Source organism: Natrinema salaciae, assembly GCF_900110865.1.
Classification (GTDB): Archaea; Halobacteriota; Halobacteria; order Halobacteriales; family Natrialbaceae; genus Natrinema; species Natrinema salaciae.
Genome location: NZ_FOFD01000004.1, coordinates 61,313 through 75,401, shown reverse-complemented (window position 1 = coordinate 75,401; position 14,089 = coordinate 61,313). Strand labels below are relative to the sequence as shown.

The 14,089-nt window shown below is 66.5% G+C and carries 12 protein-coding genes; 6 read left to right on the top strand and 6 right to left on the bottom strand.

The window, feature by feature from the left end:
• Positions 1-11: 11 nt before the first annotated feature.
• The 3 genes from BMX07_RS13920 to BMX07_RS13910 form a co-directional block, all read right to left on the bottom strand.
• Positions 12-1,169 (bottom strand): pyridoxal-phosphate dependent enzyme, encoded by a 1,158-nt coding sequence (locus BMX07_RS13920; RefSeq protein WP_090618527.1) that lies wholly within the window; start codon positions 1,167-1,169, stop codon positions 12-14.
• Positions 1,169-2,128 carry a succinylglutamate desuccinylase/aspartoacylase family protein gene (locus tag BMX07_RS13915; protein WP_090618526.1) on the bottom strand — a complete coding sequence of 320 codons (960 nt, stop codon included), beginning with the start codon at positions 2,126-2,128 and terminating at the stop codon, positions 1,169-1,171. Before BMX07_RS13915 ends, BMX07_RS13920 begins: the two co-directional genes overlap by 1 nt.
• Positions 2,129-2,471: 343 nt before the next feature.
• Positions 2,472-2,744: a winged-helix domain-containing protein gene (locus tag BMX07_RS13910; RefSeq protein ID WP_090618525.1), complete on the bottom strand. Its 273-nt coding sequence runs from the start codon at positions 2,742-2,744 to the stop codon at positions 2,472-2,474.
• 707 nt (positions 2,745-3,451) lie between these two features.
• Here BMX07_RS13910 and BMX07_RS24535 point away from each other — a divergent pair.
• A complete protein-coding gene (locus BMX07_RS24535; RefSeq protein ID WP_175480156.1) occupies positions 3,452-3,598 on the top strand; it encodes a hypothetical protein in 147 nt (48 codons plus the stop codon).
• A 25-nt stretch (positions 3,599-3,623) separates the two neighbouring features.
• On the opposite strand, the gene BMX07_RS13905 is transcribed toward BMX07_RS24535, so the two are convergent.
• On the bottom strand, positions 3,624-4,460 hold the full coding sequence (locus BMX07_RS13905; protein ID WP_090618524.1) for a proline dehydrogenase family protein: 837 nt from the start codon (positions 4,458-4,460) through the stop codon (positions 3,624-3,626).
• Positions 4,461-4,546: 86 nt separating this feature from the next.
• Positions 4,547-6,841 (bottom strand): amino acid permease, encoded by a 2,295-nt coding sequence (locus BMX07_RS13900; protein WP_090618523.1) that lies wholly within the window; start codon positions 6,839-6,841, stop codon positions 4,547-4,549.
• A 491-nt stretch (positions 6,842-7,332) separates the two neighbouring features.
• Here BMX07_RS13900 and BMX07_RS13895 point away from each other — a divergent pair, with 491 nt between their 5' ends.
• The 3 genes from BMX07_RS13895 (at position 7,333) to BMX07_RS13885 (ending at position 10,510) form a co-directional block, all read left to right on the top strand.
• Positions 7,333-8,715, top strand: a complete 1,383-nt coding sequence (locus tag BMX07_RS13895) for an aspartate aminotransferase family protein (protein ID WP_090618522.1) — start codon at positions 7,333-7,335, stop codon at positions 8,713-8,715.
• A gap of 27 nt (positions 8,716-8,742) precedes the next feature.
• Complete coding sequence (locus BMX07_RS13890) at positions 8,743-9,132, top strand: Rid family detoxifying hydrolase (protein WP_090618521.1); 390 nt, start codon at positions 8,743-8,745, stop codon at positions 9,130-9,132.
• Positions 9,133-9,229: 97 nt separating this feature from the next.
• Positions 9,230-10,510, top strand: a complete 1,281-nt coding sequence (locus tag BMX07_RS13885; protein ID WP_090618520.1) for an amidohydrolase — start codon at positions 9,230-9,232, stop codon at positions 10,508-10,510.
• 127 nt (positions 10,511-10,637) lie between these two features.
• Here the strand turns inward: BMX07_RS13885 and BMX07_RS13880 are convergent, their stop codons facing one another.
• Positions 10,638-11,549, bottom strand: a complete 912-nt coding sequence (locus BMX07_RS13880; RefSeq protein WP_090618519.1) for a DUF7351 domain-containing protein — start codon at positions 11,547-11,549, stop codon at positions 10,638-10,640.
• A 173-nt stretch (positions 11,550-11,722) separates the two neighbouring features.
• On the opposite strand from BMX07_RS13880, the gene BMX07_RS13875 reads away from it, so the two are divergent.
• On the top strand, positions 11,723-13,039 hold the full coding sequence (locus BMX07_RS13875; RefSeq protein ID WP_090618518.1) for an acyl-CoA thioester hydrolase/BAAT C-terminal domain-containing protein: 1,317 nt from the start codon (positions 11,723-11,725) through the stop codon (positions 13,037-13,039).
• Between the two features lie 127 nt (positions 13,040-13,166).
• Entirely contained in the window at positions 13,167-13,814 is a 648-nt protein-coding gene (locus BMX07_RS13870; RefSeq protein ID WP_090618517.1) for a DUF8102 family protein, read from the top strand.
• Positions 13,815-14,089 lie beyond the last annotated feature (275 nt).

The window sequence follows — 14,089 nt, the reverse complement described above, 5'->3', positions numbered from 1 at the left end:
TGACTGCTGGTTCAAAGCGTTTTCAGTCCGCTGCCGGTCAGCGGGACGACGACGTCGTCGTCCGCGTCGAGGACGCCGGTCTCGCGGTACTGATCGAGGGCCGCCGCCGCGACCGCACAGGTGGGCTCGACGTAGAACCCGTTGCGGTGGAGTCGGTCGAGCGCGGTCTCGATCGGGTCGCCGCCGAGCGCGATCGCGTCGCCGTCGGTCTCCTCGATCGCGTCGAGGATCTCGGTTCCGCGAGCGGGTTCGGTGATCTTGATGCCGTCGGCGATCGACGTCCCCTCGCCCTCCTCGTCGGTCGTCTCGCCGCCGACCGCGGCGACGATGGGCGCGTAGCCGGCCGCCTGTGCGCCGAGTAGGCGGGGCATTCCGTCGACGATACCGGCCTCGTTCAGCAGCGAGAAGCCGCGGTACGCGCCGAGGAAGAGCGTCCCGTGTCCGATCGGGAGCACGACGGCGTCGGGGACGGTCCACCCCTGCTGGGCGGCCACCTCGAACGCGAACGTCATCGTCCCGGCGTAGAACGCGGGGTTCCAGGCGTGGCTGGCGTACCAGCCCGTGCCGGTCTGGAACGGCGCGTCGCCCTCGGCCGCCGGCTCGCCGTCGTCCCCGTCGTCGCCTTCGACGGCCTCGAGACAGGCGGCCGTGACGTCGCCGCGGGTCCCGTCGACCCGAACGGGTCGGGCGTCGGCCCGCTGGATCGTCATCAGCTTCGACTGTTTGACGTCCGCGGGAACGTAGATGTCCGCGTCGAGGCCCGCTCGAGCCGCGTAGGTTGCGATCGACGCGCCCGCGTTTCCGGAGGAATCCTCGATGACCTTCTCGACGCCGAGTTCGACGGCCCGCGAGAGGGTCGTCGTCGCGCCGCGGTCCTTGAACGAGCCGGTCGGAAAGACGTACTCGAGTTTGAACTGGGCGTCCCAGTCGGGCGCGTCGACCATCGGGGTGAAGCCCTCGTAGAAGGTGACGTGTTTCTCGATCGGGAGGAACTCGAAGAACGTCCACAGCCCCTCGCTGGTGTCGAGGCTGTGCAACGGGAGCGGATCGCCCTGCGGATGGGGCCGCTCGGTGAACTCCAGCGCGCGGCCGCAGGCGCAGCGCCAGGGCTCGTCCGGGCCGGCCTCGTAGACGGCACCGCAGTCGTGGCAGGTGAGATCGGACGCCATCAGTACTCACCGATATCGGTGCCGACCGAACAGACGTACTCGCCGGTCGCGACCTGCGGGAGCCGCCGCGTCCGCCAGAGGATGCCGTCGCCGTCGGCGGTCACCTCGGCCTTCGGTTCGCCGAAGGGGGTCGTCACTTCGAACAGCGTCTCGCCCGGTCGAACCCGATCGCCGAGTTCCTTGTGCAGGGTCACGAGTCCGCCCGCCGGAGCGCCGTACTGCTCGAACCCGCGCGCTCGCGTCTGGGGCTCGAGGGGCTGGTCGCCCTCCAGGAAGTTGTAATACCGGAGGACGTTGAATACGCCCTCGACGCCGATCCGAATGCTCTCCTCGTCCCAGCCGACGGCCCCGCCGAGTTCGGGGTCGACGGTCGGCGTCCCCTCGTCGGGGGCAGCGCGGGCCAGCTGGCCGTCGGGGCCCTTCTGGTCGAGCACGTAGCCGCAGCCGAAGGCCTTCGCGAGCTCGAGACACTGGTCGTGGAGCCGGTGGCGCTTTCCACAGCGGACGCGAACCTCGTTCAGCATCCGGCTGGTCGACCCCTGATGGAGGTCGAGGATCAGGTCCGCCCGGGTCGCGGCGTCGAACGTGGCGGCCGCGATCCGCTCGCTCGAGGTCCCTCCCTCGTTTCCGGGGTAGGCCCGATTCATCTTCGTGTCGTCGATCGGGTTGCGGTGTTCGGCCACCTGGAAGGCGTGGTAGTTGACGATCCCCACGACGAGGATCGTCCCCGAAATCTCGGCGGGATCGAGTTGCGGCACGACGCGCTGGACGACCCCGACGCCGTTGAGTTCGTCGCCGTCACTGGCCGCCTGCACGTAGAGGGTCTTCCCCGCCCGCTCGCCGTTTACCACCGCGACCGGCAGTCCGAACGGGCTTCCGTCCCGCGTCTCCCCGATCTCGAGACGCCCCGTATCGATCTCGCCGGGCCCCGCGCTCGCCGTTCCGAGCGTCGTCGTCATATGTCCACCACGATGGAGCCGTTTGCCTTTAGACTATCCTTTGATCTCGAGGCACGGGCCTCTCGGCACGACTCCACGAGCGACTCACTCCGCTGGACCGAGCGACCGGGTGCGGTGGTGCGCGCTGTGCCGGTGCGGTGGCACGCGCCGTGCCGCGGTGAACCGCGGCGCAACGCTGCGCGAGGGGTGAGCGAGGGAAGCATGACCGGGCGAATCGGTTGGGGGGTGTGGAAATTCCGCGTTGCCGGCCGAGCAGAACGCTTGACTCCGTCTTCGTGTCGCTCGAGTTCACTGCGCTAGCGAACCTCGATCCGCGACGCAACCTCACCGAAGCGACGCCAGGTTACGGCGACCGTCCTTTCAGCTCGGCCAGTTCGTCATCGTCGAGATCGCCATGCAGGTACCGCTCACCGAAATCCGTTATCTCGTAGTATCCCCCGCTGTCTTCGACGCATTCGGTCAGCCCCGCCGCCTCGAGTCTCTGTATCCGCCGTTTGATCGTGGAGTAGGAGACCTCGATATCACGCCGTTCGAAATTCACCTCGAGGCCGCGTTTCGAGAAGGCGGCACCTGTCTCTGCTAAGAACTCCAGGATCGTATCGTCGTTCTTACTCATCCAACGAGGCCGATGACGCACGATACCAATCACTGGTAGTACTCGTATAATGTCACCGGTATTTTCGAATCTTGGACAGATTATGTGCCATACTGACCATATATTAGGTCAACACTTATTACGATATTGATCGATATGCGGGGTGAAGAGCGAGACGCGGACCCGACTCTCACAGGTCCCGAAATAATGGATCGGTTCCGGAACACTGGTTCCGCGAGAAACTACCGTAATCGCCCTTCGGAAGCCATGCTCGAAGACAAGCGGACGAATTCCGAACGCCTCGCACGAGGAGACGCATCACTTGTAGATCGTCCGAGTTTCGACGGCGGTGAGCCGAGTGGACCGAGGCGATCCTCGTCGGAACGAAATTTCGACGTCGGTGAGCCGAGTGGATCGAGGCGATCCTCGTCAGAACTTCGTTCTGACGGCGGTGAGCCGAGTGGACCGAGGCGATCCTCGTCAGAACTTCGTTCTGACGGTGGTGAGCCGAGTGAGACGAAGCAATCCTGCTCGGCTCTCCGAGCCGACGGGAGCACCGCCTGGACCGACCGCACCGCCGTCCAGCGCGACTGTCTCGAGGCCATTGCCCGTCGCGTACGCGGCCACGAACCGTTCCACACCCGCGCCCGCCTCTATCCGACGCTGGCCGCCCCTTCCACGACCGAGCGCTCGCAGGAGACCGACCTCGCCGCTCGAGGGGGTGACGGATGACCCGGACTGGCCCTCGAGCCCGCGAGTCGAAACGGTGCCCCGAGTGTGGTGCCGAACTCCCCGCCCGCGATCCGCTCGTGGGCTGGTGGCTCTGTGACGACTGCGAACTCGTGATCGACGAGGACGGGGGCCTCCTGACGTAGTCCGCACCGGGGCCCCGGCGACGTCTCAGCTGCTGAGGACCGCCCGGATCGCGAACCGGAGGTTCTTGCTGCCCTCGGTGACCCGCCGATAGAAGTACGACTTCCACCGGCCGCCGTAGGGGACGTACTGCCAGACCGCGTACTCCTCGGCCAACTCGTATTGGGCGTCCTCGCGCACGCCCATGAGCATCTGGATCTCGAACCCGGTCCCGAACCGCTCGTGCAACCCCTTCGCGTAGTCGATCATCTCCGGATCGTGGCTCCCGACCGCGATGCCGCCGTCGTAGTGTTCGAACGCGTACTCGAGCAGGTCCCGGTACTCCCGGTCGATCCGTTCCGCGTCCGCGTAGGCCACGTCTGCCGGCGGGTCGTACGCCCCCTTGACGAAGCGGACCTTGCCGGGGACGTCCGCGAGGCGTTCGACGTCCGCCCGCGTCCGCCGGAGGTTCGCCTGCACGCAGACGCCGACGCCGCCGTCGTGTTCGCGCGCGACGTCCTCGAAGGCGTCCAGCGTCGCGTCGGTCGTCGTGTGATCCTCCATGTCGATCCAGACGAAGACGCCGCGGTCGGCCGCCGCGTCGACGATATCCGACAGCTCCGACCGGAAGACGTCCTCGCCGAGGTCCAGTCCCAGTTGCGAGGGTTTGACGGAGACGCTCGCTTCGAGCCCCGACCCTGCGATATCGTCGACGAGCTGGCGGTACTCGGCGGCGTCGTCGGCGACGGGGCCGCGCTCGTCGTAGTGCTCTCCGAGGAGGTTGAGGATCGCCTTGACGTCGCGCTCGTTCAGTCGGCGGACGTGATCGAGCGCTTCGGCGGGCGACTCCCCCGCGACGAACCGGCTCGCGATCGGCGGGATCATATCAGAAAGAATGGCCGCCACGCCTAAGATTGTTCCTCCGTTTCTCGAACGGGTCGCGGCGGCTGATCACCCGGGCGGCCCGGCGGCTACTCCTTCTCGAGGCCCAGCAGCCGCTCGCGAATGCTCCGCTCGCGGGCCGTCTCGGCGAGCAACACCGAACAGTCGACGTCGTCGAGGACGTCGAGCACCAGCGACCCCCGGACGACCCGGGAGAGGAGCCCGCGCTCGGTCGCACCGACCACGACCAGCGTCGCGTCGGTAGCCGCGTCGTCGATGGCGGTCTCGACGTCCCGGTCGTCGACGATCAGCTCGGCGTCGGCCAGCTCGTTCTCGGCGGCCCACTCCTCGAGGAACTGCCGCCCCTCCGCCTGGGACTCGTCCTCGGAGAGGGCGTGCAGGAGCGTCACGTGGGAGTCGAACTCCTCGCGGAGCAACCGGACGACGTCCGCGCCGAGCACGGAGTCCGGGCCGCCGGCCGTCGGCAACAGGATTCGGCTGGGATCGAACGCCCGCCCTTTCAACATCAGGAAGTCACAGGGCAGATCGTGGGTCAGCTCGTCGATGCGCGACTCCGCGCGGCCGTGGGAGGTAGGCCCCCAGCCCATCACGACCTGATCGGCGTCGAATGTCCGGGCGGCGTCGAACACCTCCTCGAACGAGCGGTGTGAGAGTACCGTGTGCGTCTCGACCGGCGCGCCGAACGTCTCGGCGTCGGCCCGTGCCTGCTCGAGTAACTTCTGGGACTCGGCGTCGATCCGTTCGTTCTGTCCGGCGCGTTTGAGCGGCGTCTGGTCGGGCACCTGCACGATGTGGACCGCGTGGACCGTCCCGCCGCGTTGCTTCGCGATAGCGCCGCCGAGCGTGATGAGGTCTTTCTCGGTCCGGGGGTTCGAGAGGGGGACCATCACGCGGAAGCCGCCGTTCGTGCCCGCGGCGGGCGTCTTGGCGGCGTCGGGCCGAACCGTGTCGGCCGCGGCCACCGCGGCGTCGGGTAACTCCTCGGACCGGTCGAGGATCCAGCCGGCGAAGACGCCGGCGCTCTCGACGCGCTGGCGGGCGTACAGCAGGTACCACGCCCCCGCGAAGACGACGAGTCCCGCCGAGAGGAGGATGACGAACGGCTCGATGTACGCGATCAGCGCGAACGACGAGATCGTCCCGATGATCGGGACGATCGGATACAGCGGGACCTCGAAGTCGGGGTCGTAGTCCGCGGGCTCGGCCTCCCGCATGACGATCAGTGCGATGTTCAACAGGCCGTAGACGATCAGGTGAAGGACCGAGCCGGCGGTCGAGAGGATCTCGAGGTTGCCAAAGAGGAGGAAGGCGATGATGAGCCCCCCGGTGATCAGGATCGACTTGTACGGTGTCCCGAAGCGGGGATGGATCTCGTTGACCGACGGCGAGATGATCTTCTCTCGCCCCATCGCGAAGTTGATCCGGGACGACGAGAGGATCGACGCGTTCGCGCTCGAGGCCGTCGCCAGGAGCCCCCCGAGCAACAACAGGCCCCAGCCGACCGTGCCCAGACCGAACCCGAAGATGCCGTACTGACCGAACAGCAATTCGGCGGCATCGACAACTGCCGTCTTGTTCCCCGCCACCTCTTCGTTCGGTACTGCTGCCAGCAATACGACGAGAAACAGGGCGTAGACGACTGTGACGATGACGACCGAACCGATGACGGCGAGCGGAAGGTTCCGGCCGGGATTTTTGATCTCCTCGGCGACGGAGGTGATCTGGACGAAGCCGAGATAGGAGATGAAGACGATGGCGGTCACCGGGAGCACCTGCTCGGTGGTTCCCGGCGGTGCGAACGGCCGCAACGACTCGAGGTCGGCGTTCAGGAGTCCGACGACGGTGAACGTGCCGAGGATCGCGAGCAACGTGAGCACGATTCCGATCTGGAGGCCGCCGGTCTCCTTGGCGCCCATGTAGTTGATCGCGATGAACAGCGCCGCGCCGACGAGCCCGATCGTCTGGGCCGCCGAGATCGTCACCGGGCCGAGGCCGAGCGCCGGTGCGCCGACGAGCTGGTTGACGTACTCGCCGAAGCCGTACATGTAGAACGCGGACGCGAAGGCCAGTCCCAGCCAGTTGGCCCAGCCGCTTATCGACCCGAACAGCGGGCCGAGCGCGCGGTTGATGTAGAAGTAGGCCCCGCCCGATTTCGGCATCGCCGTTCCCAGCTCCGAGGCCGAGAGCGCCGTGAACAGCGCGGTGACACCGCCGATGACGAACGTCAGCGCCGCGAGCGGCCCCGCTCGAGCGACCGCAGTGCCGGGCAGCACGAAGATGCCGGCCCCGATCATGGTACCGATACCGATCGCGATCGCCGAGAGCAGGCCGAGGTCCTTGGCGAGTTCCTCGTCGGCGCTCATACGGGAGCACCTCCGTCGGCCTCGGTCCCGGCGACTCCTCCGGTAACCGAGGCTCCACCCTCGTAGCGTCGATTTCGTCGCTGCTCCCGTCGGCGGATCGCGTTCGATACCGATCGTCTCGGCGGACCGCGTGCGCGACTTGGGGTGTTCATTGATTCGGATTTGTGTCGGTCGTGGTGATAAACTCCCTGATTACATTGCTGGATCCGTATTCTTCTGGCAGTATATTGACGATCCCCGAAAATTGACGGGTTGAATCCCTCGAAGGAGGGTTCGGATCGGGACTCCGGACGAGGAGCGCGGTACGGGACGTGACTCGCGTATCGGCTCTCCGTCGGCGGTCGTTCGGCCGAACCGCTCCCCTGTACTGGCGACGGTTCCGCTCCGAAATCGCTCTCCCGCACCGGGCCCAGATTGTGTTCAGTATCTGTATATGGTCTGCATGGATATTGTGGACAAATTATTTATGAGCGTTCCACTTTCGCATACGTATGACGGCAGGACCGCCGATAGACGAACTCCACTTCGAGGATGCACCGACCGTCGATTCCGTCCCCGGCCCGAACACCCGAGCGCTGCTCGAGAAACAGCGGGAGATCGACAGTAGTGCGGTCGCCTACCCGGACGACATTCCGATCGCCTTCGAGGAGGGCAAGGGCGCGACGGTTCGCGACGCCGACGGCAACACCTACATCGATCTCTTCGCGGGGATCGGCGTGCTCAACGTCGGGCACTCGAACCCCTACGTGCTCGAGGCAGTCCACGAACAGGCGGACAAGTTCGTCCACACGGTCGACTTTCCGACCGAGGCGCGCCTCGAGCTGATCGAGAAGCTCGACGAGATCGCGCCCGAGGGGCTGCAGGGGCAGAACAAGGTCGTCTTCGGCGGCCCGACCGGCAGCGACGCCATCGAAGCGTCGATCAAACTGTCCAAGTACAACACCGGCGGCGACGGCCTGATCGCGTTCCGCGGTGCCTACCACGGCGCGACGACCGGTGCGATGAGTGTCACGTCGAACAAGAAGTTCAAAGAACACTACACGCCGCTGCTCTCGGACGTCGTCCACGCGCCCTACCCGCACCCGTTCCGACAGGACAAGACGCCCGAGGAAGCGGTCGACCACGCCCTGGAGGAGGTACAGGCCATCGTCGAGGACCCTTACGGCGGGCTGGCGAATCCGGCCGGTATCATCGTCGAGCCGATTCAGGGCGAGGGCGGGATCGTCACGCCGCCGACGGGCTTCCTGCAGGGGCTGCGCGACATCGCCGACGACAACGACGTCACGCTCGTCTTCGACGAGATCCAGAGCGGCCTCGGCCGTACCGGGCAGTGGTGGGCCAGCGATTGGGAGGGGGTCACCCCCGACGCGATGACCTCCGCGAAGGCCCTCGGCGGCGTCGGCTTTCCGCTCTCGGCCACCATGTACCACGAGGACCTGGACACGTGGGGGTCGGGCGACCACGCCGGCACCTACCGGGGCCACGTCGTTGGGATGCGAGCCGGGACGCGGGCCATCGAGTACATCCAGGAGCACGACCTCCTCGCGCACGCCCGCGATCTCGGCGAGTATATTCAGGACCGGCTCCGCGAGGCCGGCGACGGGAACGAGCGGCTCGCCGACGTCCGCGGCAAGGGACTGTTCGTCGGCGCGGAGTTCGTCGACGCCGACGGGACGCCGGACGGCGACCTCGTCGACGCCATCCAGCAGTACTGCTTCGAGCGGGGTGTCCTCGTCTGGACGGCCGGCCGCCACGGCAACGTCCTCCGGTTCCTGCCGCCGCTGGTGCTCACACACGAGCTGGCCGAGACCGCACTCGACGTCGTCGTCGAAGCGATCGAGGACGTGACCGCGGAAGCGAAACGAACCGCCTGAGACGCGAGCGGCGAGACCACTGGTTCCATGTCCGATATCGATTCCATCGAAACCGACGACGCACCGAGCAACGACAATCCCTACTCGCAGGGCGTCCGCGCCGGCGACACGCTGTACGTCTCCGGCTACGGCCCCGTCGATCCCGAGACGGGCGCTGTCGTCGACGGCGACGTCCAAACCCAGACCGGGCGCGCGCTCGACAACGTCGCCGCGGTCGTCGACGCGGCCGGCGGCGACGCCCTCGCGGACGTCGTCAAAGTCACCGTCTACCTGACCGACCTCGCGGACTACGAGCGGGTCAACGAGGCCTACGGCGCGCGGTTCGACGAAACGCTGCCGGCTCGAGTCTGCGTCGAGGTCTCGCGGCTCCCCGAGGACGTCCGGGTGGAACTGGACGCGACCGCGTACCTGGGCTGAGCGGGCGAGCGCCGCGGCCGTCTCGCTCGCGGATTCGCGAGCGCTATCCGAGTATCGGCTACGATTAAGTATTTCGCGCGCGTAGGAACCGGCAAGAATGTCCTACGACGTGCGAACCAGACTGAGCGACCTCCGCCGGGCGTTTCACCGCCACCCCGAACCGGGCTGGCGCGAGTTTCGGACGACCGCGCGCGTCGTCGAGGAACTCGAGCGGATCGGGGTCGACGAGATCGCCGTCGGCCGCGAGGCGCTGGCGACCGACGAGCGGATGGCCGTTCCGTCCGACGCCGACCTCGAGCCGTGGCTCGAGCGCGCTCGCGACGCCGGGGTTCGCTCGGACATCCTCGAGCGGACCGACAGCGGCCACACGGGAGTCGTCGCGACGTTCGAGCAGGGAAGCGGGCCCTGTATCGGGCTGCGCGTCGATCTCGACGCGATCTCGATGCGGGAGTCCGACGAGAGCGATCACCGACCGGCGGCGGAGGGGTTCCGCTCCGAACACGACGGCTACATGCACGCCTGCGGTCACGACGCGCACGTCGCGATCGCGCTCGGCACGCTCGAAGCGGTCAAAACCGGCGCGTTCGAGGGCACGCTGAAAGTCTTCTTCCAGCCGGCCGAGGAGATCTCCGGCGGCGGAAAGGCGATGGCCGAGAGCGGCCACCTCGACGACGTTGACTACCTGCTGGCGCTCCACATCGGGCTGGACCACCCGACCGGCGAGATCGTCGCCGGGATCGAGAAGCCGCTGGCGATGGCCCATCTGACCGCGACGTTCGAGGGCGCGAGCGCCCACGCGGGGAAGGCCCCGAACGAGGGGGCAAACGCCATGCAAGCGGCAGCAACCGCGATCCAGAACGCGTACGGCATCCCGCGGCACAGCGACGGGATGACCCGCGTGAACGTCGGCCACATCGAAGGGGGCACCGCGAGCAACGTCATCGCCGAGGAGGTCACCATCGAAGCCGAAGTCCGCGGCGAGACGACCGCGCTGATGGAGTACACGCGGACGGAACTCGAGCGGGTCTGCTACGCCGCGGCGGAGATGCACGACTGCGACGTCACGCCGCGGGTCATCAGCGAGTCGCCGCGGGCGGACAGCCATCCCGCCCTCCGGGACCTCGTCGCGGGGATCGCCCGCGAGGTCGACGGCGTCGAGCGCGTCGTGCCGTCGACGGAGTTCGGCGTCAGCGAGGACGTCACCTACCTCATGGACCATGTTCAGGACGACGGCGGCCTCGCATCGTACGTGCTCGTCGGCACGGACCACCCGACGAACCACCACACGCCGACGTTCGACATCGACGAGACGAGCCTCGAGATCGGCGTCTCGGTGCTGGCCGAGACGGCGGTCGAACTCTCTCAGCGGCCGGTCTGAGCGACGGCTCGCGTTGCCGAACCTCGTCGCCACCGATCGCGCTCTGCGGACCAGAGACGACCATGGACCTCGACCCGGCGGGACAGGAGCGTCGGCGGACGGAACTGATCGCCTCCGCTGCGACCGCTCAGCGCTCCTCGGCCAGCGACGTGCGTCGGTACGTCCGAGTCTCGAGCGCGCTGTCGAGTTCGATCTCGAGCCGTTCGTCGTCGATCGCGAACCGAACGTGCACGCCGTCGTCGAGTTTCTCGCACTCGCAGTCCCACGAGGTCGAGCCGTACTCCAGTTCGAGCGTCCGGTAGTCGATGCCGTGGTCGTGCAGGAACGCGATGGTGGGTGCTCGCGTTAGCGCGTAGTGGAACGCGGGTACCCGGAACGAGACGCCACACCGCCGACAGCGCATCCCGACCATCACCATCGTCGAGCTGTCCCACCTGAGCGTCTCCAGGCGGCTCCCCGGCTCCGGTCTGTGGGTGGTGATAGTCGCCTCTTCGAAGCGACCCGCACAGTGGGGACAGACGTCCCAGGAGACGGACTCGAGGTACCACAGCGCCCGGCGGTTGGCCCACGCGAACAGTTCGTCGAGGCCACGGCCCCGGGGGGAATTGAACGAGAGCAGCATGTCGAACACGATACCGTGATCCGGACACGACACGGTGATCACGCCGTCATCGAGTGTGGCTTCGAGTCGTTCCCCGTCGGCCGGACACCTCCACTCGACCGGTCCCGAGATCGCCTCGTGACCGTCCGAGAACGTCCGGGCGTAGATTTCGTCGACGACGCAGGAACCGGCAGTGGTCAACCAGTACTCGCCGTCCGCTCTCCGGACGAACTGGTCGCGGAGTTCGTTGATGTGATAGTTGAACCGGCCACCGTCCTCGACGTTCACCGCCGACCGGAGCTCGCTGTAACTCAGTCCCCGGTGCTCCCAACTCGGCTGGCGCGTCTCCGCGAGTGCGAGCAGTATTCGAATCCGTAACGGGTTCGCCAGCGCAGAGAGGTTCTTCGCGACCGCCTCCGGATCCACGTCTCCGCCCATACGCCACCATTACGTCCGACTCACATTGACCTGTCGTTAGCTAGCTATCATTACCGGCTGCCTCGGCGATCGTCTCACAGAGACAACCAAAACTCTCTTCTCGAAGATCGCTTACCAAAATGTAATTCTCAATACACTTATGCCCACTCGGTGGGACACTGTCCCCGTAACGCATGACTAGAGAAGCAGGAAGCGACGAGCGCTCGTCTGCGACGAGTGAGCAGGGAGACGCGAGCGCGCCAGCCGGAACGGGAGTCGGGTTCGAGCATCCACCGACGGTTTCGGTGGACGAGTCGGTCGACCTCACGATCACGGACGTTCCCGTCGAGCGCGTCGATATCCGGGTCTCGCTGACTGACGGGAGCGAGCGCAGTTGGGAGTCGAAAGCGACCTACGACACGCCGAACGAGACGCTCGACCTCGAGTCCGCGACAGCTACGGACGGCGAGATAACGGGCGGCGTGACCGAACTCGTCCAGCGGGCGACACCCGAGGAGGGTTCGGGCCCGTACGAGCCCGGACGCGACGTGTGCGACGAACTGACGGTCCGCGTCGAACGCGACGCGGAGACGCTCGGTTCGACGACGATCGAACGCACGTTCGGCGATCAGGACGTCACGTGCGAAACGGTGGACGGCGAGTCGTTCGTCGGCCGGATCTACGACCCACCGGGGAGCGAACCGGCACCGGCGGTGGTCGTGCTCCACGGGTCGAGCGGGGAACCTGCCGACGGGGTAGCACAGTTGCTGGCGTCACACGGATTCGTCGCGCTCGCCGTGCAGTACTTCGACTGGCAGGGCCGACGCGATAGCCTCCCGGCGGAACTCGTGGAGGTGCCGCTCGAATCCGTCGAGAACGCGGTCGAATCGGTGCGTGAACGGACCGGCGTCCGCGGACCGAAGGTGGGACTTTTCGGGACGTCGAAAGGCGGTGAACTCGCGCTCCTCGTCGGGAGCCGACTCGAATCAGTCGGGCCCGTCGTCTCGGTCAACGGGAGCGGCGTCGTCTGGGCGGGTATCTCCCGACGGGAGTTCCCGCCGGGCCCGTCGTGGACGGCTGACAGCGACCCGGTTTCGTACGTCCCGTACACGGACGATCACTCGGTCTGGGACGTGCAACCGCCGATGGAGATGGAGCCCGGCTACGCGCAGTCGTTCGAAGACGCCGCCGACGAAACGATCGCCGAGGCGACGATCGCCGTCGAGTCGATAGCGGGTCCGGTCCTCCTCGTCTCGGGGGGTGCGGACCGAATGTGGGACTCCGTGAGGCTCCACGATCTCGCGGCCAAGCGACTCGACTGTCACGGTTGCGACTACGAACATCTGGTGTATCCGGACGCGGGACACGCGATCACCGTCCCGTATCTGCCGACGGCCAACCGCGAGCGAACGGCGCAGTTCGTCATGGGCGGCTCGGCGGACGGCTACGCCGAAGCGGACAGCGATCACTGGCCGCGCGTCGTCGAGACGTTCGAGACACTTCGGACGTAGTGGCTACGCCCCCGCCGGACGCAATCCGTTCCAGCGTGAACCCGGTCCTCGAGGGACGAAGTTATTTGACGGCCATCACGTTCTAGAGAACGGAAACGTTAATTCGCGCCCGCCGTGTGTGTACCGTATGAGCCAGGACGACGTGCCAGAGCCCCTACGGACGGCCGCGGATTCGGATCGGCCGCGCGGTATTCTCACGCCCTCCGATCGTGATTTTTTGCTCGGTCGGAAGACCGACTACACGGATCACTCGAAGAAACAGAAGCGAAACCGGATCCGACGCCGCGTCCGGAACGCGATTCTCGACTTTAGCATTCTCTTCGAATATCTGGAGGAGCGCGACCGGGAGACGGTGTTCGACCCCGACGACGAGGGCCGCGACGCCTACACGCAGGGGATCACCGACATGCTCGCCTTTCTCCACCTCGGGACGATGGGGTACCACACCCCGTTCAAAGATATGCTCTCCGAGGGCGTCGGCAAGGCCGAACAGCGACTGGCCGGTTCGAACTATCGGATGGTCAACGTCGAGTTCAACGTGGAACCGGTCGGCCAGATCGACGTCGACGAGGTCGTCGAAAAGCTCGAGAACGAGGAGTTCGCACAGCTCACCGACGAGGAGCTTCGGGCGTTCGTCCGCCTGCTCACGATGTCCGACGCGTTCTCGCCGGCGGACAGCCGCGAGGAGATCAAGGATCGGGTCGACGAGTTCGCCGAGCGGGTGACCGAGAGCACCGAGAGTCGCGAGCAGAAGTTCGAGGAACTCACGAACTGACGATCCCCCCGTCGCTCTCGAATTTCGTTTTCGGGCTCGATCCGTCGGCTCGTCATCGGACCGATCGCGGCCCCTGCCCTGCTGGCGGCACGCCGCGCTACCAGTGGAACTCGAGCAGCAGGCGGGTCTTTTCACCTACTGTTTGCCGTCGCGTGGGCGTCGCCGATCGGCGGGGCCGTCGTATCGCTGTTCGCGCCGTTCGGTACTCGGTAATCGATTACTGATCGAGATAGCAAATCGACAATTACCTCCTCTCGACAGAATTATGCCACGCG